This window comes from Candidatus Manganitrophaceae bacterium (assembly GCA_016200325.1).
Lineage (GTDB): Bacteria > Nitrospirota > Nitrospiria > SBBL01 > Manganitrophaceae > Manganitrophus.
The window spans coordinates 516,748-537,801 of sequence record JACQEZ010000011.1 but is presented as its reverse complement, the minus strand read 5'-3'; the positions used below and the strand labels follow the sequence as shown (position 1 = coordinate 537,801).

17 protein-coding genes are annotated in these 21,054 nt (G+C 53.8%); all 17 read right to left on the bottom strand.

What is annotated here, in order from left to right; all coding sequences use genetic code 11:
• Positions 1-3: 3 nt before the first annotated feature.
• The 17 genes from HY282_10480 to HY282_10400 all read right to left on the bottom strand — a co-directional run bounded on the left by HY282_10480 (position 4) and on the right by HY282_10400 (position 21,046).
• Positions 4-639 (bottom strand): acetyltransferase, encoded by a 636-nt coding sequence (locus tag HY282_10480; GenBank protein MBI3804174.1) that lies wholly within the window; start codon positions 637-639, stop codon positions 4-6.
• Positions 639-1,244 carry a sugar transferase gene (locus HY282_10475; protein ID MBI3804173.1) on the bottom strand — a complete coding sequence of 202 codons (606 nt, stop codon included), beginning with the start codon at positions 1,242-1,244 and terminating at the stop codon, positions 639-641. The genes HY282_10480 and HY282_10475 overlap by 1 nt, the downstream gene beginning before the upstream one ends.
• Positions 1,241-2,461 carry a glycosyltransferase family 4 protein gene (locus HY282_10470; protein ID MBI3804172.1) on the bottom strand — a complete coding sequence of 407 codons (1,221 nt, stop codon included), beginning with the start codon at positions 2,459-2,461 and terminating at the stop codon, positions 1,241-1,243. Before HY282_10470 ends, HY282_10475 begins: the two co-directional genes overlap by 4 nt.
• Positions 2,458-4,302, bottom strand: a complete 1,845-nt coding sequence (locus HY282_10465; protein ID MBI3804171.1) for a heparinase II/III-family protein — start codon at positions 4,300-4,302, stop codon at positions 2,458-2,460. Before HY282_10465 ends, HY282_10470 begins: the two co-directional genes overlap by 4 nt.
• Before the next feature lie 490 nt (positions 4,303-4,792).
• Positions 4,793-6,949, bottom strand: coding sequence for a bi-domain-containing oxidoreductase (locus tag HY282_10460; protein MBI3804170.1), 2,157 nt, complete (start codon positions 6,947-6,949; stop codon positions 4,793-4,795).
• On the bottom strand, positions 6,924-8,885 hold the full coding sequence (gene asnB, locus HY282_10455) for an asparagine synthase (glutamine-hydrolyzing) (protein ID MBI3804169.1): 1,962 nt from the start codon (positions 8,883-8,885) through the stop codon (positions 6,924-6,926). The genes HY282_10460 and asnB (HY282_10455) overlap by 26 nt, the downstream gene beginning before the upstream one ends.
• Before the next feature lie 66 nt (positions 8,886-8,951).
• Complete coding sequence (locus tag HY282_10450) at positions 8,952-10,034, bottom strand: glycosyltransferase family 4 protein (protein MBI3804168.1); 1,083 nt, start codon at positions 10,032-10,034, stop codon at positions 8,952-8,954.
• 7 nt (positions 10,035-10,041) lie between these two features.
• The gene (gene asnB / locus HY282_10445) at positions 10,042-11,979 is read right to left on the bottom strand and encodes an asparagine synthase (glutamine-hydrolyzing) (protein MBI3804167.1); all 1,938 of its coding nucleotides are present in this window, start codon (positions 11,977-11,979) and stop codon (positions 10,042-10,044) included.
• The gene (locus HY282_10440; GenBank protein ID MBI3804166.1) at positions 11,980-13,257 is read right to left on the bottom strand and encodes a hypothetical protein; all 1,278 of its coding nucleotides are present in this window, start codon (positions 13,255-13,257) and stop codon (positions 11,980-11,982) included.
• A gap of 46 nt (positions 13,258-13,303) precedes the next feature.
• The gene (locus HY282_10435; GenBank protein MBI3804165.1) at positions 13,304-14,227 is read right to left on the bottom strand and encodes a glycosyltransferase; all 924 of its coding nucleotides are present in this window, start codon (positions 14,225-14,227) and stop codon (positions 13,304-13,306) included.
• A complete protein-coding gene (locus HY282_10430) occupies positions 14,224-15,183 on the bottom strand; it encodes an SDR family oxidoreductase (GenBank protein ID MBI3804164.1) in 960 nt (319 codons plus the stop codon). Before HY282_10430 ends, HY282_10435 begins: the two co-directional genes overlap by 4 nt.
• Entirely contained in the window at positions 15,180-15,629 is a 450-nt protein-coding gene (locus tag HY282_10425; protein MBI3804163.1) for a dTDP-4-dehydrorhamnose 3,5-epimerase family protein, read from the bottom strand. The genes HY282_10430 and HY282_10425 overlap by 4 nt, the downstream gene beginning before the upstream one ends.
• Complete coding sequence (gene rfbG / locus HY282_10420; GenBank protein ID MBI3804162.1) at positions 15,626-16,699, bottom strand: CDP-glucose 4,6-dehydratase; 1,074 nt, start codon at positions 16,697-16,699, stop codon at positions 15,626-15,628. Before rfbG ends, HY282_10425 begins: the two co-directional genes overlap by 4 nt.
• Positions 16,693-17,475, bottom strand: a complete 783-nt coding sequence (gene rfbF / locus HY282_10415) for a glucose-1-phosphate cytidylyltransferase (protein ID MBI3804161.1) — start codon at positions 17,473-17,475, stop codon at positions 16,693-16,695. The genes rfbG and rfbF overlap by 7 nt, the downstream gene beginning before the upstream one ends.
• Entirely contained in the window at positions 17,476-18,177 is a 702-nt protein-coding gene (locus HY282_10410) for a class I SAM-dependent methyltransferase (protein MBI3804160.1), read from the bottom strand. It lies immediately after the preceding gene.
• Between the two features lie 3 nt (positions 18,178-18,180).
• Positions 18,181-19,455 (bottom strand): glycosyltransferase family 4 protein, encoded by a 1,275-nt coding sequence (locus HY282_10405; GenBank protein ID MBI3804159.1) that lies wholly within the window; start codon positions 19,453-19,455, stop codon positions 18,181-18,183.
• Between the two features lie 25 nt (positions 19,456-19,480).
• A complete protein-coding gene (locus HY282_10400) occupies positions 19,481-21,046 on the bottom strand; it encodes a lipopolysaccharide biosynthesis protein (GenBank protein MBI3804158.1) in 1,566 nt (521 codons plus the stop codon).
• Positions 21,047-21,054 lie beyond the last annotated feature (8 nt).

Here is a 21,054-nt window from a genome sequence, read left to right as displayed (position 1 = left end):
ATCCTATTTATTCTTATTCATCGGACGCGCCGGAACACCCATCACTGTAATGCCGTCCGGTATATCAGCAACAACCGCCGCTCCCGCCGCGACGGTGACGTCCGACCCAATTGAAATCAATTCACGCACCACGCCGCCGATCCCGATCCATGAAAACTCACCCACCGAAACGCCGCCCGACAAATGGGCGCCGGGTGAAATATGAACCCCCCTTCCCAGTCGGCAATCGTGATCGATTGTGGCGGCCGTATTGATAATGGCTCCTTCTCCGATGATGGCGTCTACATTGACCACCGCATTGGCAAAAACGACGCTTCCGGCGCCGACTTGGGAAAACGGACTGATTCGAGCCGATGGGTGAACCACAGAAGCAATTTCAAACCCGGCATCGGCAAGCCGCTGCTGGAATATCAGACGCAGCCGATTATTACCGATAGCAACAACGGCCTCTTTGCAACGGAGCCGCCACTCGGGAAGATTCTCGATCTTTCCACAAATACCCCACCGGCCATTCCCTTTTTTCCCCGGCCAGGCATCATCCAAAAACATGACCTCATCCCACTTGCCGGTTGATAACGCCGCATCCGCCACCACCTTCCCATGTCCGCCGGCTCCGGCAATCAGAAGCACCCCCCCCACTAATGCACCTCCTGAGTCTTATTGCCGCGAAACTTTTCCATGGGCGTCTCTCCCTTCTGATTAATGCCCGACCTGCAGAGAACAGGTGAAAGGGTCATCCAAAGAATTTCCATGTCCAACGCGAAACATTGGTGATCGACGTACCATACGTCTAAATTGAATTTCTCTTCCCATTTGAGCGCATTGCGCCCGTTCACCTGCGCCCAACCGGTGATTCCCGGACGGACCTCATGCCGTCGCGCTTGCTCCGACGTATAAAGAGGAAGGTACTCCATTAGCAAAGGCCGCGGCCCGACGAGGCTCATGTCGCCTTTGAGCACATTCCACAACTCCGGCAATTCGTCGAGGCTCCAAGCCCTTAAGGTCCGGCCGAAAGGAGTGATACGAACTTCATCCGGCAGCAGTTTCCCGGACGAATCTTTTCTGTCTGTCATGGTACGGAATTTAACCATCTGAAACGGCTTGCCGTTGAGGCCGGGGCGGGTCTGGTGAAAAAACACCGGACGGCCCAGTTTTCTACGAATCAGCCAAGCCACAATCAAGAAGATAGGCGATAAAAAAAACAGGCCCAATCCTGCCGCGAAGATATCGACGAGTCGCTTCATCCCCCGGCCGCTCCCGCAACCCAGTCAACAAAGTGATCCGCAAGCTCTCTCCGGTTGAACTTTGATTGAGCCAGGATAAACGCCCGCCGCCCTTTTTCTTTTAATGCATCACGATCCTCCGCCGCCTGTTCAAGCGCATCTGCGAAGGCCTTTGGATCATCCGGCGGTATGGCAAAGCCACACTCCGCTTTGGAAATCATCTCTGCAAGCCAACCGGGATAGTTATTAAGCACGGGGAGTCCTGAAGCGATGTAATCAAAAAACTTGTTGGGCGATGTCCCATAATAGAAAGCAGGCACGTTTCCAAGAATCTGCAGTCCCAAATCTGCACTCGCCATCAGGCCTGCAAGACGGGTCTTGTTAACGGGAGGATAGAACAGGACATTGTCTAACCCTTCGCGTTCAGCACGAGCCTGTAATGAGGGCTTGAGCCTTCCTTCTCCGATGAGTAGTAGATAAATATCTTTTCGTCCGCGCCGCTTGAGTTCGACCGCGGCATCGAGAATGGCATCCAGTCCATTGGCAACACCGTGGGTTCCGGTAAACACGGCCAGCAGATCTTTTTCATTCATCCCCTCCGGCCGCCAGGGGGCCACTGGAGCCGCAAAAATATCAAAATCGCAGCCGTTCGGCACCAGTGAAATCTTATTTCTGGAAATCCCCCGCCGGGCGATTCCCTCCACAATCCCGGGCGAAAGCCCAACCAACCGCTGCGCGGAGTGATAGGAGATCCATTCAAGCAGAGACATCGCCCCGAGCACCAAGGGGTTGCGGATCACTCTCATGGCCTTGGGCAACTCCGGCCACAAGTCCCGCACTTCAAAGACAAAAGGCTTCCCCCGAAACCAGCGGGCAAAAATCCCCGGAATCCCCGCCGTCAGTGGCGTGGTCGTGGCAAATACGACGTCATAGTGCTCCGTCAGCGCCAGAGCGATGCTTCTGAGTGCAAACTTTATAAATGTCAATGTGCGCGTTATAAATCGATCGCTGTTCGAATAAGCCAGATCAAACTCAACGATATCGATGCCGTCCACTCGCCCTCGGCGACAACCGCGCATAAAGGGGGATCTGAGCCCCGTTTGTCCTCCTCGATAGCGACCACACACCATTGTAACTTCATGCCCGCGCGCAATAAGCCGTCGGGCCATTTCATAGGAACGGATGCCGGTCGTCCCTTCCGGAGTCGAAAAATGCTGATGAAAATAAAGGATCCTCATGACAGCCAACGATATTCTGTGGTTAAAACGCCCGGTTCACTCACTTCCACCTCCAGCACAGGAACGGGTGCTTTTTGTAAATAATAACGGGACTCCCAGCCTTGAATCAGGTTGAAGTGAATCATCGGAACGTTCGCTTTCACCGAAATGGCATGCTTTCCATCGGTCGCGACATTTCCTTCAACCTTCCATGAACCGGGCCTGAGACGCCAGCGCAATACGGCCTTTCGCTTAAAACCGCAGATTTCATCACGGACGATCAGCGCGTTGCTTTCAAGGCGGACTTTTCTGCTGTGTGCCACACCAAATCGGTCTCTGTAACCTGCGCCGCATGAAACCGCTTGATCCGTCTTCTCCAAGGGGACCAATTCCCGCGTCTCTAACCAATCACCGAACAAGAAGAGACTGAGCCTTGGCATCTGGTCATGGTCATCAAACTGTACCGTATTATGGCCAGAAGTACCTGAAAAATAGTTTATCCAATGTTCATCGGTGTTGTAGCTAAAGCTTCCGGCATCTCTAAGAAGATTTTCACCCGAAACCCAAAGATCCAAATGCAGTGCGTCCGCCTGGCTGGGCCGGAAACGAAATCTTGGATAACGTAACAGCGCCATCGCTCGCCCCCGACGCAAGCGTGCATATCCGCCATCATTAAACAGGCGACTCGGGGTCGTTTCAGCCACTGCTTCGGGCAGACTCACCCCCAACCACCGCAAAGGGACATTCCAAATGCCCTCGGCCGGATAAACGCGGCTCTCGGTAAACAGAACCATGGCGAGTTGAACGGAAGGGCGGAAATCCCGAAAATCGGTATCGGTCAACGGCAGCAAGCGGGCGCCGTCATTGGCCCCCAGGTTCGGAGCATCGCCGGAGTCCAGATCTACAAAGGCCGCCAGCCAACGTGCAGCGGCGGCGGCCCGGGCTTGCCACATTGAAGAGAAGGGCTTCAACACGGCGTGCCGTCGCCAGACTTCCACCATGCTGAACGTATCGAGCAGGAACCGATGATAATTGACGGAGTACTGGCTAAAACTACCATCGGGCTCGATCAGCCGACCGGCGCGGTTTTCAAGCCAATACCGTCCAAGCTCTTCCCAATGTTCCGCACCGGATCTGCCAGAGCGGACAAGCCAGCTTCCTCCGATAAAAAGGGCTGCCGCTTCCGACGTTCCATGATTATTATCTTGAGCCATGGCATAGCGCACGGTGGGGGCGATCCGCAGCAAGTGGGCCTCAACCAAGTCCAGGAGGCTTTCACACGGCTTCTCTGCTTGATCGGAGATCAGCGCCGCCATCGCCAGATGCATCACCCGGATCGATGCTTCCTGTCCACACTTCCAGTTCGGCCCAAGGTAGGTGGGATTGGCTTGACACCAGTCCTCCAGCCAAGCGTTGAGGCGAACCCACTCGCTTGCCTCGCCCGCTGCGGCCCGCTGGGCCATTGCCAGAACCCAATCAAACCGGGACGCCTCCCAAACCGCTTTGATATCCCCGACCTTTGGATCAAAATCGGGTATCTCCCACCAGGGCCGATCCTGTCCCGCGGCCCGACTACCGGAAATTTGATTTTTATGCCAGTCAGGACAAACCTCTCCTGTCCATACCACCGGAAACCAGCCAAAGAGATACGCCTGGTCCTGCCACGCGATCGGTGGAATTGCCTTCGTCGCAACCAACATCGGATTAAAAAAAGGAGCCTTGAGAGATCGTGCCTTTAAGCGTCGAACCGCGTTTAAACCAAAAAATAAACTGAGCCGATAAACGGTGACGCGGAAGATGTTTGGCAGTCCCAGCGCATAAGCAGTCCGCGCTTTGAGAGCCACCTGAGAGACGACGGTCACTGAATCCTCTTAAAGAGTAATGAATTTAGAGTTTTGACGACGATCCGCTCGCCGAATCTGTCATCCCGCTTCCACGGAATCATGCCGGGCCTTACATTTTTCCGAAAATGGCTTATGCATGGACGGCTTCAGCTTCGATGTATCAGTTCCAATGAATTCGTTTGCCTCGAACGACAGGGTCTCCGGACCGCTTTGTGGTATCGCGCGGGCATTCTGCAAAAAAGGGCGCGGCATATTTAATAATTCATCATGCATTACTTTGTGGCAACAGTGAATACTTCTTTAGGCCAAATGCAGGTCTCTCGATCACATGCCAAGAGAGCAATCCGGCGACAACAGTGACTGCCAACATTAAGCTAAAACCGGGCAAACCCATAATTCGATTAACCAATAAATTTATTATTGGAACATGATAGATATAGGTGCATATGAAATGTCATTATTTCTCAAAACAGAGGGAGGTTTACCTGTTCCATTCTTGTCGACTGAGTCATCGCAGCGCTTCCGCCACTTCGATCGACACCCGGCTCACCTCCATTAAGACCTCAAAGGGGATCGGCGCTTCCTCACCTCGCTCGATGGCCCTCACGAAAGCGGCGGCACACGCCTGTTGTCCCTTATCCTGACGCCAAAGATTCATTGTCCGGAACCCCGGCCAACCGAAGCCGATCAGCTTCCGGTAGTTATCCAACTGCAGAATCCGCCCGGCGGCGAAAACCTCCAGCCGCTCCTTCGGGAACGACTTGTGACCGTTCGCCAGATAGTGAATGGTGCCGATCGAGCCGTCTTCGAAGTGCAGCGTGATGCTCGCCTTGTCCTCCGAGATGCCTCCGCCCTCTCCCCTGTCGATCGAGACCGCCTGAAATTGACGGATGGGCGACTCGGCCAAAAACCGGAGGAGGTCGATAAAATGACACGCCTCGCCGATGATCCGGCCGCCGCCGACGATCCGCTCCTGGGTCCAATGTTCCGGCGGAAGGGCGCCTGCGTTCACCATCATGACGAAGACCTTCGGTTGCCTCACGCCGGATAGGAGTGTTTTCATTTTCCTGACCTGAGGGGCAAACCGGCGGTTGAAGCCGACCATCACCAAGGGAATACGTCCGGCTTCCAATCCCGCCGCATAGGTTCGCTCGATTGCCGCCAGCTCGGCCAGCGTCAGCGCCAGCGGTTTTTCTACAAACAGATGCTTGCCGGCTTCGAGCGCCCGACAGACCAGCTGCGCATGGCTGTCATGCCGGGTGGCAATGACGACCGTGTTGATCTCCGGGTCGGAAAAAATGCTCTCCGTATCGGTGGTGGTCGCTTCAAAGCCGAACTTGCGGCCGGCATGGACGCCGCTGACGCCGCCGCTCGAAGCGACCGTCTTCAACCGGGCGCCCGCCTCCTTAAAGGCTGGAATCAGCTTCGCGGTCGCATAGTTGCCCGAACCGATGAATCCGACCACCGCTTGTTCCTCTCCTCTCTCCCCGGAGGGCCGGATGCGAGGGGCCAATTCCACGGTCGCCTGGCGGAGCGCCCTCTCGGGCTTCTGCGCTTCGGTCGGATACTGCAGTAAAATTCCGAGCGAGGGTCCTGAGCCGCCGACCAGCGCGTATGCCTCTTCCGCGTCGTGAATATCAAAGCGATGTGAAATCAGCGGTCGGACATTCAGCCGCCCGTCGGCCATCATGTCGAGCACCGCCTCGAAGTTGCGCTGCTCCGTCCACCGGACAAAGCCGACCGGGTAGTCGACCCCCTTTTCTTCATAGCTCGCGTCGTACCGGCCGGGACCATAGGAACACGACACCTGAAAGGTAAGCTCTTTTTCGAAGAAATCGGCGCGGGAGAGCTCCAGCCCGGTCACTCCGACCAGCACAATACGGCCCCGCTTGCGGCAGATCAGCGCGGCCTGATGCACCGGCTCGCTGCTCTTCGTGGAGGCGGTGATCAGGACGGCATCGACCCCGCGGCCGCGGGAAAACGCGATCGCGGCGGCGACTGGGTCTTCTCCTGCGGAAAGGTTCACCGTCTCGGCGCCGAACGTCCGCGCTAGGGCCAGTTTCTCGGGATCGAAATCGATGCCGAGCACCCGGCAGCCGTGCGCTCTCAGCAATTGCACGGCGATCAAGCCGATCAATCCGAGTCCAGTGACGACCACCGCCTCACCCAACGTCGGCTGGGCTAGACGAATTCCCTGCAAGGCAACGGCGGCGATGACGGTGAAGGCCGCTTCGTCATCCGTTACGGTCTCCGGCACCTTTGCACAGAGATTCATCGGCACGCTGACCACTTCGGCATGTTTGCCATTGGAAGCGATCCGATCGCCCGCCGTGAAACCGGCAACACCGGCCCCGACCTCCATCGCCACACCGACGTTGCAGTAGCCGAGGGAGAGCGGCTGCTCCAGCTTGTTGAAGACCGTTTCCAGCGTCGGCATGAGTCCGTCGGTTTTGATCTTGTCGAGCACCATCCGGACCTTGTCCGGCTGTTGGCGGGCCTTCGCAATCCAGCCGGCCTTTCCGAACTCCACCAGCATCCGCTCGGTCCCGGCCGACACCAACGTCCGACTCGAACGGATGAGCAGCTGGCCCTGCTTCACTGCCGGGCAGGGAATCTCCGCCACTTCGGTGGCACCTGATTTAAGACTTTGAAGAACTTGCTTCACTTTTTTTCTCCCAAGAGTGGCTAAAGTGATGGTTCATCGGTGCCGCATCAAGATATGTTCGGCACCAGATTTCAATGTTCAACAAGGACAACAATGTATAAGAAGCATCGATCTGACCGCTGTCATCCTGTGTCATCAGGCGCTGCACCGCCTCCGGATCGAACAACCCGCGCCGTGTTAGACTCTCCACCGACAGCAAGTCACCTAACAAAGGACGCAGTTCGCGCCGCATCCACTGGCGGAGTGGTGCACCGAAGCCGGACTTCGGCCGATAAATCACATCATGAGGCAGATAGGGCTCCATTGCTTTCTTTAAAATCCATTTGCCGACCTGACCCCGCTGCTTGATACCAATCGAGATCCGGGCCGCATGTTCAACCAGATCGAGATCGAGGAATGGGACGCGGACCTCCACACCGGTTGCCATCGACATCTTGTCGGTATAGGCCAGGTTGTGATCCGACAGAAAGAACCGCTGCTCCAGCGCCAGCATCCGCTCCAGGGGAGGCACCGAGGCCGGAAGCGGCTTCAGGAAGGCCAGCATGGGAGCCGAAGCCTCTTCCTGTCCCAGACGGGCCCGAAACTCGGGGGTATAAAGGCCGAGGAGCTGCGACTCTTTTGCCCAGAGAAAATAGTTCGCCAGCCGCGCGTCGCCAGTCAGGCCGGCGCCGGAGAAGAGTTTCGTTAAACGCCGAAAGAGCGGCCGGCGCTGATCGAGACCGACCGTTGCCTGTTCCAGCCCCGAGCGGACGCCGAACGGGAGCCATTTCCAATAGTGTTCATAATTCACCGCGACATGACGCCGATAACCGGTGAAGAGATCATCCCCGCCGGCGCCCGAAAGGAGGACTTTGATCCCCTGTTCGCGGGCCAGCCGGCTGATGTAGAGGACATTCAAGGGGGCCGGATCGGCCAATGGCTCATCGAGCTGCGCCACCATTCCCTCAAGGTCATTGGCCATGCGACCCGCATCGATGCGCACCACATCGAGCGGAACCCCCAAATGCAGAGCGACGCGTCTGGCATAAGGAAGGTCATCAACGAAACCGTCCCCTTGCCCCCCCTCGATTTCAATGCTAAAACAATGGATATCCGGCGCCTGCTCCCTGGCAAAAGCGACCACGGCGCTTGAATCGAGCCCTCCGGAAAGGAAAGCGCCGACCGGCACGTCCGCGACGAGTTGCCGGTGGACCGCCCGGCGGAGGGTCTCCGCTGTGCCGGCCACCGCTTCCGGTTCGGAAAGATCGGCGACCGTTCCGCGGAAAGGGGGGAGTTGATACCAGATCCAGCGCCGGGAAATCCTTCCCGCCTCGATCACCATCGCCTCTCCCGGCAGCAGCTTGCGCACGCCGCGCAGCGGCGTCCCCTCTCCCGGGCACCACAAAAAGCTCAAGTAGCGGTGAAGCGCCGGGATATCCAGCTCGCGGCTTTCCGGCGCCAGGCAGAGGAGCGCCTTGATCTCGCTTGCAAAGGCGAAGCCGCCGGCCGCCTCGGTGTAGTAAAGCGGCTTCACTCCCAGCGGGTCCCGCGCGATGAACAGCGACCGGTTGCGCCGATCCCAGAGTGCGAACGCAAAAATGCCATTTAGCCGGCGCAGCATCGCTTTGCCCTCGGCGAGATAAAGCTCGATCAACACCTCGGTATCGGAATGCCCGCGAAAGCGATGCCCTTTTGATTCCAGCTCCAAACGGAGTTCGCGGAAGTTGTATATCTCGCCGTTGAACACCAGCACCACCGCGCCATCCGCGCCGGCCATCGGCTGCGCTCCGGAAGGGGAGAGGTCGAGGATCGACAAACGGCGGTGGGCAAGGCCGATCCCGGCGCCGTGATCGAGCCAGATTCCATCGGCATCCGGACCGCGATGGGCGATCGACCTGCCGGCCTCTTCAAGCCGATCCGTTGAAAAATTTCCCGAGAAACCAACAATGCCGCACATTCGTCTTAGTCTCTCCACAAAATCCAGATAACTGAAGGACCGAAGTGAAGGCTCCCTCCAATTCGTCTACGATATCGCGTCATAAACTGCAGTTAATTTCTTTATAACGACAGAGTAGGAATAATGATTCCGGCTCTTCTCTCTATTGAATCGCCCCATTGAAGTTCTCAATTCGGAATCATCGATCAATTTTTCAAGAGCCCGAGTGATCGCCTTAAGATCTCCGACATCTACAAGAATTCCACCTTTTTCTTCCTCAATCATCTCAGGAATCGCACCGACCTTTGTTGCGATAACAGGCAGGCCGACAGACATCGCTTCCAACACCGCATTGGGGAAGCCTTCTGAGTGAGATGGAAATAATAAGAGATCGCTTTGGCACATCTCTTGGATGATCTCTGCATGGTGCATCTCTTTACATAAAAAAAGATTAGGCGGAGCATCTTTAAGCTCCGATTCCATATCACTCAACACGGAGCCGATCATGACAAAATCGATTCCGCTCATTGATCTTGCGGTTTCAACGATCTCCAATCCGCCTTTTGCTTTCGTTATTCCACCCACAAACAGGGCACGCGGGCGTCGCTGAGAGGCTCTAACGATCACTTGCTTTGTAAAAATACCGTCATCAATAAAATTCGGAATCAGAAAGGGAGCGGAGTGGGACGGTGAGATCCTTGAGAAAAATTCCAGTGAGGGCTTATTAAGGACAATATTTGCTTTTGAGAGTTTAATCAAGTTCTTCAAGGCGAAAAAGCTCAGACGTTTTTGAGTGGGAAAGTCCCCCAAATTACCGCGAAAATGGCAAATCAACGGAAATCCGAATATCCGCACCAGTATGGCACATAAGAGGTCCCGGAAAACCCCAAGTGGCGAAACACTGCAATTAATATGAACTGCTTTGGGCCGAGTTTTGATCAGATGAAATAAAAGCAGGCATAATACATTAATGGTCCGATATATTTCGGAAGTCGAAAAACGTGCCTTCTGAAAAACTTTACGATTCCCCCGCAGCTTCGTATTCAAAATAACCGGTGGATCCCATCCCGGTAGCCCGTAGTCAAAAACCTTTTTTGTCCACGTCGCAATTCCCCCGGCGGGCGGAGGAAGAGGGGAGAGTAAAAGTATTTTCTTCGGAGATTTCCTCATTGAATGGTTACCCTCGACAAAAGCTCTCAACTGGCAATGCAATCCTTTTTTCTTGGCACCACATCTCAAGTTGAATCAACATCCAGAGGACATGGCTGATCGTGTAAGTACTCCAAATGTGCTCGACCGGATTGGTATCGGCTTCATTCCAGCTGAGGATCCGGTCAATGTTGGCCTTCCCAAACAAGCGCAATACGCAGCTGTTCGGGTCTGTCAAGGTTTTCCGGCAGAAACTCAAAAAGCTCGGATCGAACGTCTTATGCAATGGAATGGAAAAGCCCCATTTCCGATTTCTGAAAATCTCTGCGGGCAGGTCCGGTTTTACTGCCCGACACAACAAGGTTTTCCGAACCTTTCCTTTCACCTTCATTGAAACGGGCAAGCTCTGGGCAAATTCAACCAGACGGTGATCAAGGAGCGGGACCCTGACCTCAATTGATGCCGCCATGCTCATGCTGTCCACTTTTCTTAGCATGTCGCCGGGCAGGCAGATTTCCGTCAGAAAACGACTCAGGGCAGCGGTGAATTCGAGCGAGCGCTCTTCGTTTAAATAGGATCGAAGCCGCGACAATTCAGGACCTCCTGCCTCAAATAACCAAGTCAGGTTCGAAAGTTCCTCGGGATCGATAATAGACTTTAAACGGATCAGCATCTCCTCCCGAGAGAGTAAGCTGTATGACAATCCTTTCTTCGCCTGCCGGGATCGATGACGCAGGAAGGGAGGGGGTGTCATGCCGGTGAAGAGCGTCACCATCAGCCGGCGGGTCCAAACCGGGATACTCTGAGCCCGGCAAATCCGGGCTCCCCAATCGAAATCTTCATAGCCCGCAAAGAGCTCGTCCCCGCCGTCGCCCGACAGGACCACCTTTACTTTCTTTGATGCACTCTGTGACACCAGATAAGTCGGCAAACAGGAAGAATCTGCAAAGGGCTGGCCGATCTGTTGTAGTGTGAAACGGCAGGCCGATTCGTCGACGGGCAGATTGGCCATCGGAATGACCGAATGGCGAACCTTGAGGTGGTCGGCAACCAAGCGTGCAGAGGAACTTTCGTCATATTGTTGATCCGGGAAGGAGATTGTAAAGGTCTCGAAATCCTTTCCGGCCTGTCTGCTGGCGCGGGCCACCACGGAGCTGGAATCGATGCCGCCGCTGAGGAATGCTCCGACCGGCACATCACTCACCAGATGATCTCGAACGACTTCATTAAGTAGGCCGTTTAACTGCTCGGCGGCCTCATCTTCCGTCCCTTTGAATTTCCGGTTCCAATCCACTTTCCAATAGCATTGAATTTCGATTTTACCGTTCTCCCACACCAGATAGTATCCGGGCGGCAACTCGTAAATTCCTTTATAGAGCGTCAAAGGAGCCGGTGGGTAACCGAGCGTCAAGAAATACTCCAACGCCTCCATATCCATCACCCGTTCGATGTTTTGATTGCAGGTGAGGCTGTCAAGCGATGAGCTGAATGAGAGTATCCCATCCGAAGCATGATGATAATAGAGCGGCTTAATCCCAATCCGATCACGTGCCAACACGAGGCGTTGATGATCGGGATCCCACCTTGCAAAGGCAAACATACCCGTCGTTTCGTTGAGCGCGTCCGGTATCTCCCGTTCCATCAGCAGCCGCAGCAAAGCCTCTGTATCGCTGCGGGATTCGCATTGAACTCCCCCCCGCAATAGTCTTTGCCTGATTGCCGCATGGTTATAAATTTCTCCATTAAATACGATGACGTGGTTTTTCCCATCGCGCCTTACGATCATCGGTTGATGGCCGCCTTCCAGATCGATGATCGATAGACGCCGATGGCCTAGGAAAACTGGCCCTTCATGCCAGATCCCTTCTCCATCCGGACCTCGAAGCGCCATCGCCCGGGTCATCTGTTTAACGACCGCGATGTTCTCATGTTGACCGGAGCCGACGATTCCAGCGATGCCACACATTTAAAATAACCTCTGCGGAACTTCCTCAAGGAGATGAATCGCCGCCTCTACCCGCGTCGCAGGGATTTTTCGATATGCCGGAGCGTCATGATAGATGATGGTAGATACGAGCATCGCGACGAAAACCCACGGCTCCCACAGAATGCCGTTGGTCAGCCCGAGCCCGACCAGAACATAAATCATAAATAAAAATGAAAACCGATTCAGAGCATTACGCCGTAGAAGGTGAATAAAAAAAGTAAACCAACAGATTGCGAAAACGGTTCCGAACTGTAATGACATCAGCATGTACGAATTATCCGATATTCCAAGACCATCCTCGGAAAAGGTGGCCTCAATCAATGCCGACGGAGCGCCAATTAAGAAATGAATAAAGCGATCAGAAAGGAGCATCAACGGCAGGAGGAGCTTATCAAGACGTCCGCCAGAGTCTTCAGAGAACCTCAGGATACTATGAAACTCAAGGCCTTCTTTGTTAGCCAGAAAAAAATATGAAATCACAGCGACCAGACCGAATAAGGCGGCCATTTGTCGCCAATTGGAGAGCGATTTTGAAAGGAAAATGCAAGTCAGCAAAAAAGCGCAGATCATCGGGTAGCGGGATCCGCTGAGTGTAATTGCGTAGAGCATTGCCAGAATCGCCACATTTTCAAAGACAGCATATCGGATGGATGACAAGTTGGACTTTCTTGCCACAAGCAGAAACATCCCGCAGACAATAAAATTTGCATAGATTGACGCTCCCAGCGTTCCCCCTTCACGGGTTCTTTCCGCGTCAAAAAAGAATTCAAGGTCTTCGACATTAATATTAATATAAGAAAAAAAATGGGCATGAAGTATTCCAAGGATGGCCTGTATGAGACATGTCAAAAGCACGGCCCAAGTGATCGACTCCAGATTTCCCGCCCCCTCAACGATCCGTTTAAAGGCCAATAAAAAGATGATCGAGCTGATAATATATCTTAAGTCCAGAATCGAACGGGACTCCGTGTACGCTAACCCTCTTGCCGCATGAATGAGCCAGCCGAGTACCGCGATCACGAGGAGCCCGAGATCGACCGTATGGAAGACGACGAATTTACCCTCCGTAAAAAGTGATATGACGAACATTGCCGCAATGACGACAATGGGGAGGACAAGCCAGGCGTTTTTACCCAGAAACTGAATCGGGAAGAAAAGGGGCAAAATGTTCGTAAAGGGGAAGAATAAAGTAATGAACGAAATCACCACCGCCTGTATCGATAGGGTGCGGGTTGCTTTCGGATTGTGCTGAATCATAGGGTCTTCCATCGTCCGAAACTAAAATGTCATCTTACGGTATTATTCAGAGAGCCGTCCTGATCGATTGAATGAGGCGTACGATTGGTCCATTCATAATGAGGCAAGCCGGGTTTTTAAGCACCGCTCCGACCGCCAAACGAAGGCCCCCAAAAAAATTTTCATTCTTCATTAAGGAATATCCGTATTTCAGCTGTGACACCGCCTGGCTGAGTTGTTTCCGCTTCAACGAGGATTTCGAAAGAGAGCCATTTTGTCCCGCGATTTGAAAGAGGAGGAAGCCTTCTCTCGCGGCGACTACCGCATATTCCGGAGACCGGGTAATACTGGTTTTTAGAATCCGCCATTGAATGAGAGGCTCCGGCAGAAGGGCGACCCGGGCTTCCTTCGCCATATTCAGGATGAGCGCATAGTCTTGAGCATAGGTATAACTCTCCGGATACCCGCCGGTCTTTCTCGCTAAATCGGTTCGATACATGATCGATGAATGAACAAAAGGGTTGGACCACCCGAGTGACTCATTTAATTCACGGTTATCCGACGAAGGTTTGTGTTTCCCCGTCACCTCACCCTGTTCGTTGATCTGATCCGCCCATGAGCCGACCAGCCCGATCTCCGGGTGCTGGTCCAGATAGTCGGCCTGTCTTTTAAGTCTCTCCGGATAGGAGACATCGTCCGCATCCAATACGGCGATGTACTTCCCTTCCGCCCGCTCGAAGGCGTAGCGCAGCGCCGGGGTCCGGCCGATGTTTTTGGGCAACGCGAACGTTCGGACCCGTTCATCCCGATAACCGGCTAAGACGGCCGGCGATTCGTCCGACGAGCCGTTTTCAACCGCGATCAGCTCCCAGCTATCAAAGGTCTGGAAGAGAAGGCTGTCGACCGCCTCTTTCAGATAGGGCCCCGCATTGTAGATCGTCATGATCACCGAGACTCGGGGCGCTCTTTTCAGCGACGGTTCGCTCATCATTTTATCCGGCCCCACGCCTGCGAACAGAGCTGGAGGGTGTCGTCCAGCTCCTGCTCCACGACACCCTTTGGGATGAAACCTGTTTTGCGAAGCTTTTCACAGTCGTACCGGAGGAAAGGAGACTGCTCGTGTAAGGCCGGTTCGGGACGAACAATTTCAGGCCGGAATCCCAAAACGATTTTGCAGCGGGTGGCGATCCACTGCGTCATCTCCCAGATGCTCCATGACGTTCCTCTTCCCAGGTTGAACAGACCGTCGCCGCATTCCTCCCGCGTGAGCTCCAGCAGATGCCCGACCGCGCGCCCCACATCTTCCACCGGAATAAAATCGCGCTGCTGCAGACCGCTCGACCTCAAAACCATCTTACGCGTCTGGACCGCCTGGCGGCAGAGATCGTTCACCAGCAGCGTCCAACGGTCGACTTCCGGATGGGTCGGTGCCCCGAATCCATTCGAAAGCCGGATCACGATGCCGGTGATCTTTTTCTCATCATGCGCGGCGAGGACAAAATCTTCGGCGGCGTGATGCGTAATGGCATAGGGATGGATCGGCCTCGGCGGCGTCGCTTCAGTCAGATGGCCAACCAGCGGCGCGCCGTAAACATGCGCCGTCGAGAAGTAGATGAAGCGCGCCGCGCCGGCAGCGATCGCCGCCCGGAGGAGATTCAGGGTGCCGAGCGTGTTGACCTGGAGCGCCCTCCCGGGGTCGGCGATGCAGTCGTTTTCATTCATCGCCGCCAGGTGGACCACCGCCTCGACATCGCGCAGCGCCGCCGGAAGCGAAGCCGGTTCCATTACGTCAATCGCCGCCGTTTCCGCCGCCGGGAGCCAGACCGGCGCCGGCTTCGCCTTCCGGCTCCCGAGCCGGATCTTCAAGTTCGAGGAGCTTGCCAGCTCCATTGCGATCCGCCCTCCCAGATAGCCGAACCCGCCCGTGATCAGGACCCGTTTGCTCATCGGTGTTGGATCTCCCAATTGTAAGGAATCGCAGGATCAAAGGGGTCGAGGCGGTCGATCTCGTCGGCACGGTGGGGAATGGAAGCACAGTTGGCGACGATCGCCATCTCTTGCCCGATTCCCTTGAAACCGTTCCAAACTCCCGGAGGGACCGTCACCAAGAAGTAATTGTCGGGGCCCAGGAATATCTCCTGCAACTTGCCCCGCGTCGAGCTGTTCTGGCGATCATCATAGAGAACAAACTTGATGTTGCCATGCGGAACGGCGTAGTTCAGGATCATTTCTTTGTGGATATGCCAGCCTTTGATCGCGCCCGGATGGACGCACGAGAAATAGATCTCCCCAAAGCCTGGAAAACCCTCCGCGTCGCAGCGCATCATGTGCATGATCTTGCCCCGCTCGTCCAAAATCTGCTTGAGCGGGGTGATCTTGACCCCCTCGATCATTTCGTCTCCATGTATTCCAAAATTTGTTTGCGGGAAATCTCGAAGGCGCTTTGTCCTTCGAACACACCGCGGTACCATCGGACAGTTTCCGCCACCGCACGCTTCGCATTCCACTTCGACCGCCAATGGAGGAGCTGATTCGCCTTGTCGCAGTTCAGCTGGAGTAGCCGCGCTTCATGCGGCGCACCGGCTTCCGGAGCGGTCTCAACTTTTCCGCTTCCCCATTCGGCAACGATCATCTTAACCAGATCGCCGACGGTCCGGATCGATTCGGCGTCGGGCCCGAAATTCCACGGACCGGCAAAACGCTTCGGCTCGCGAAGGAGGCGGGCCGCCGTCAGCAGATAACCCGACAACGGCTCCAGGACATGCTGCCAGGGCCGGGTCGAGTGGGGGTTGCGGATCTGGATCGGCTTCTCCACCTGCAGGGCGCGGATCGCGTCAGGCACCAGCCGGTCCGCCGCCCAGTCCCCTCCTCCGATGACATTGCCTGCCCGAACGGTCGCCGCGCCGAAACCGGCCCGCGCGTTGAAGTAGGAGTCCTGATAGGCCGAGAAGACCAGCTCCGCCGCCGCCTTGGAGGCGCTGTAAGGATCGTGCCCGCCGAGCGGATCGGTCTCCCGGTACCCCCAGATCCATTCGTTGTTCCGGTAGCACTTGTCGGAGGTGACATAGACCACCACCTGGAGCGACGCGCACCGCCTGGCGGCTTCCAGGACATTGACCGATCCGGCCACGTTCGTATCGAAGGTCAGCTTCGGCTCCGAGTACGAAAGGCGCACCAGCGGCTGGGCCGCCAGGTGGAAAAGGATTTCAGGCTGGAACCCGTCGACCGCCTTGTGGATGGCCCGATCGTCCCGGATATCGCCGTTGACATGCTCGATCAGACTCTCCAGGCCCAGCAGGTTGAAGTGATCGTTTTCCCGTTCGGGGGGAAGCGCGAATCCGAGCACCTCGGCTCCCAATTCATGGAGCCAGAGGGAGAGCCAGGAGCCTTTGAATCCGGTGTCGCCGGTCACCAGCACCCGGCGGCCGCGAAAGAGGTCGTCGAATAAATTTTGGTTTACCATCGGATCCATGGCGCCTCGCCTTTGGTGACCAAGCTGTTCAGGTAGGTGTAATCGCGATAGGTGTCCATCGGCTGCCAGAAGCCTTCATGCGGGTACATCATCATCTCGGCATCTTTCACCAGCCGGCGCATCGGCTCCTGCTCGAAGGTCAAATTTTCGCGGTCGTCCAGGTAGTCGAAGATTTCCCGGCGGCAGACGAAAAACCCGCCGGAGATCCGGCCCCCTGTCGCCTGGGGCTTCTCATTGAACTCCGTTACCAACCCTTCGGGAGAGTTCATCAGCTCCCCGAACCGGCCGGGCGGGCGGACGCCGGTCACCGTCAAAATACGCCCATGCTTTTTGTGGAAGGCGAGGACCTGATCGAGATCGACATTGCCCAGGCCGTCGCCGTAGGTCAGCATGAAATGTTCGTCGGCGCCGATATAGTGCCGTACTTTTCTGAGGCGCGCGCCGGTCATCGCTTCGGTGCCGGTCTCGGCCAGCGTGACCCGCCAGTCCATCTCTTCATGATTGGTGTGGAACTCGATCGACTTCCTTGCGCCGAGCGTCACCGTGCAGTCGCGCGTCTGGGCTTCGTAATTGAGGAAGAACTCCTTGATCACCTGGCCTTTGTATCCCAGGCATAAGACAAAATCTTTATGATCGAAGCTGGCGTAGTACTTCATCAGGTGCCAGAGGATCGGGTACCGGCCGACGGGGATCATCGGCTTCGGCAGATTGTCGGCGACGTCGCGGATACGGGTGCCGTAGCCGCCGCAGAGGATGATCGTTTTCATCTAAACACCTTCTTGGGTTATCGAATTAATCTGCAAGATATTTATCGATGCATCATTTCTGTTTTTTGCCAACATCAGGATCTGGCTCAGAAATAATTTCAAGAGTCTATACCTGAGTCCATGGTGAGGGCTGGTATCGACATGACATTGATGTATGATTTTCATCCGGCTTGACATACACATATGGTTAATCAGCCACATCGGTACCATCGTAATATGTCCTCCGGAATTCACAATTCCTCGTTCTCCAAAATAAAAATGGTAACCGTAAATTAAAAAAAATATCCGATCAAAAATAGAATCAATATTTGGAGTCGAAAGTAAAATCACCCCTCCAGGCTTAAGGGCGCGGCGGACCGCACGCATAAAGTTCCAAGGGTTCTCGATATGTTCAATGATTTCAACAGCGATAATGACGTCGTATTGTTTCGGAAATTCAAAGTTTTGTTTATTCAAATCAACAGAGTACTTATTTTTATACCCTTGGCAAAAGATAGAGCTTAGGTTTATGTCATTTACGTCTACGTTGAGACCCGGATTTTCATCTATTATTCTTTGTGCAAGAGCACCTTCACCGCATGCGATATCCAACAAGTCACCGTGGCGTAAAGAGGTTTTATTTAGAAGCTCAAGAATTTTATCGTGAACTCGATAATCCGCTTTGATCGCGATATTCTTGTACTGCTTATTCCAAATATCCACCGCTCACCCCATATTAAAATGTGACTGATTTTCGAAAGCATGATCATGCAGCCTAACAAGGCCGGCGTACTCCTTCGCCATTTTATCCGCAGTAAATTTATCGGAATATCTTCTAAATCCCATCTCACCCAGCTTTTTTGCTAGATCTAGATCGCTAAGTATTTTTAGGATGTTACGTCCAAAGCCTTCAACATCATTAACGTCGCATAGCAGTCCGCCCATGCCGTCGGGCATCACTTCGGGTATTCCACCCACCCGGGTTGCAACGACTGGAAGCCTCCTGGCCATTGCCTCAACGATGACGAGACTGAATGATTCAAAAGCCTGTGAGGGGACGACCAGGACTTGCGCCCTCTGGAGCAATAAATCCACGTCAGCTCGGTGCCCTTGCACAATGACCTGTTGATCCAGACCAAGAGACGAGATGGCGCACCGCACACGGAATATTTCGGATGGGCGACCATCTCCGCATATCAACGCCCGCGCATTCGGAACGGACCGGATGACCTCAGAGAATGCGCGGAAGAAAAAATCATGACCTTTATAAGGATGATATGTGGCAAGCATGAGGCATAATGGCGCTTCCTCCGGAATTCCCAGATCGCTCAGCGCTGCCTCTCTATAACCGCATTGCTGTTTTCCCGGTGAAATACCGTTATAGATAAATCGACTGTTGGTTGCACCGCGAAAGACCTTCAGTTTATGAAGCGAATGGATGCACGCATCAGAAACGGAGACCATTGCACGGCTGGAATTTAATACTCCTCTGTCGATGAGGCTTTCTATCCATCTGTACCAAACGGGTGATGCTTGTGCGAGGCTGTGGAAGTTGTGTATGGAAAGAGGCCTTTTACCGGCCAGATTCCAGGCGATACTCGCTGCACGGCAGCTTAGGCTCGCGGGATATCCACCATTTACCACCATGAGCCTGTCATAACGCATTTTCTTAAACTTGAATATGAGCGCCATCACGTGAACCATAAAAAATGGGTAAGCGAGTGTTTTACGCAGGAGAGATAAACAACCCTTCGCCAAACGATTCGATAGGAATTTTCTTTGACTATTCCCCCTGTACCATTCAGACTGCCCCGGTAATCGGTGCGGCGTAATTTCGCACTGACGGGCCAGTTTTGATTTAATCCAATCAAGCCCGGGATGACTGCGATTGCAGATCAATGCCAAGTCATCCTCCGGATAGGGCCAATGATTAATCAGCGTGGTGAGAAACGTATCGAGGCCTCCCCGATAATGGTTTTCCGTAAAAAAAATAATTTTCATTTTGAATGGGAGCAGCTAAAAATTATTAGCATCGTTTGATCGGCTCGCTCTTATAGAGTAACGAGTAAACAGGCTTCTTGAACAGGTCGTTTATTTCCTCTTTTTCGACGCCGATCAGCCATGGAAAAATCCAAATTGTCAGGGTGACGAAAAGAGCGTAAATAACTCCTGAGAGTACCATTGGAACCATGAGGTCAGCCTTGCTGATATCCTCCAGATTCCACATCAATCCAACGAGCTTGTTGACCAGATACCCGAGTCCAATCATCAGTGGTATTCCAACCAATTGGAACATCCAATCGAATCGCCATCCGCTGTACCTCGCGATGACCCACGCCTGAATATTTACAGAGATGATGCCGAGTAACACCATCTTGGTCGCAATCCCCATTGCTCCCAGATCCAATCCTGGAATCAACCCCCCTGTCGTTGGGGCGAGTGCAAGATATGAAAAAGGTATGGAAATCAACATCATCCCCATGCCGACAAGCATGAATTTATGGGTATTGCCGCTCGCGAGAAACATGGTCCCGCCGATTTGACCCATCGATTGATGGATTGGATAGAGCAGCATCATCGCCAGCACCGGCCAGGCTTGTGAATACGCCGGTCCCAGAAAAATCATTACGATTTGTTTTGACCAAGGAAGCAGTATGCCGGTAATGATTGCTCCCAGCATTACAAGCCCCCGACTGACTTTCCGGTAAAGCATTTCGACCCTTGTGTGGTTCTGTTTCGCCCAAGCATCCGCGATTTCCTTCCAAAAAATACTTAGGATTGAAGTTGTCGCCAACAGGCTTACATTTGCAAATTGGCTCGCGATCTGAAAATAGCCTTGTTGTGTCGGCCCTCCGAATTTTTGAAGCATCCATTTATCGGCGAAGTCATATAAAAAATTAACCAGAGAGAGAATCATCAAGGGCTTACAGTAGACCCAATACTCTCGTGATACCTGTTTGAGTGATCTATTATTTTCAACAGGCCGAGCTTGATCCTCTTTCAGGAGCCAGTAGGCTAAAATGGTAGCCGCCGCATATTGGATGATGATTAAAAATAATATATTTTTTACCGACATATAGCCAAAAACCAATAACAGTGAAATCATTGCCAGATAGGTAAGGGCAATGACGACGTTCATGAGTTGCACCATTATTGTCTTCCGCCTGCTTTCACCGATTTGACTCACCGTTTGCCAAACCTGCTGCTGCATGAATGCCGCAAAAAAAGTGATTACGACAATTTCACGGTTATGTCCCAACCAGACCCTTTGAAAAATAGTGGAAGGAATGATTAAGGCGACAAACGATAGCGTGATCAAAAATTGCAATGTCATCCAGGTAAAATAGGACAGATAGAATCTTAGTCCTTGGGCCTGCCGGGAAAGGAAGGTATAAAACGCGCTTGAACTTCCCATATCCAGCAATGACCGGATGGCAACAAAGGTGCCCAAGAGAAACATGAAATCGCCATAACCGGATGGATTCAGCCCCCGGGCGATAAGCAACCCGGAAACGAAACTAATAATGCTGCGGATCCCATTTGAACCCACAGACACCAAGAACCTGGTTTTCAATGATGTGGCGTGGAGCATGGCTTGAT

Coding starts and splice junctions, on each gene's coding strand:
- HY282_10475 (MBI3804173.1), bottom strand. CDS start 1,244: ATGAAGCGACTCGTCGATATCTTCGCGGCAGGATTGGGCCTGTTTTTT.
- HY282_10470 (MBI3804172.1), bottom strand. CDS start 2,461: ATGAGGATCCTTTATTTTCATCAGCATTTTTCGACTCCGGAAGGGACG.
- asnB (MBI3804169.1), bottom strand. CDS start 8,885: ATGTGCGGCATTGTTGGTTTCTCGGGAAATTTTTCAACGGATCGGCTT.
- HY282_10450 (MBI3804168.1), bottom strand. CDS start 10,034: ATGAGGAAATCTCCGAAGAAAATACTTTTACTCTCCCCTCTTCCTCCG.
- asnB (MBI3804167.1), bottom strand. CDS start 11,979: ATGTGTGGCATCGCTGGAATCGTCGGCTCCGGTCAACATGAGAACATC.
- HY282_10440 (MBI3804166.1), bottom strand. CDS start 13,257: ATGATTCAGCACAATCCGAAAGCAACCCGCACCCTATCGATACAGGCG.
- HY282_10435 (MBI3804165.1), bottom strand. CDS start 14,227: ATGATGAGCGAACCGTCGCTGAAAAGAGCGCCCCGAGTCTCGGTGATC.
- HY282_10430 (MBI3804164.1), bottom strand. CDS start 15,183: ATGAGCAAACGGGTCCTGATCACGGGCGGGTTCGGCTATCTGGGAGGG.
- HY282_10425 (MBI3804163.1), bottom strand. CDS start 15,629: ATGATCGAGGGGGTCAAGATCACCCCGCTCAAGCAGATTTTGGACGAG.
- rfbG (MBI3804162.1), bottom strand. CDS start 16,699: ATGGTAAACCAAAATTTATTCGACGACCTCTTTCGCGGCCGCCGGGTG.
- rfbF (MBI3804161.1), bottom strand. CDS start 17,475: ATGAAAACGATCATCCTCTGCGGCGGCTACGGCACCCGTATCCGCGAC.
- HY282_10405 (MBI3804159.1), bottom strand. CDS start 19,455: ATGAAAATTATTTTTTTTACGGAAAACCATTATCGGGGAGGCCTCGAT.
- HY282_10400 (MBI3804158.1), bottom strand. CDS start 21,046: ATGCTCCACGCCACATCATTGAAAACCAGGTTCTTGGTGTCTGTGGGT.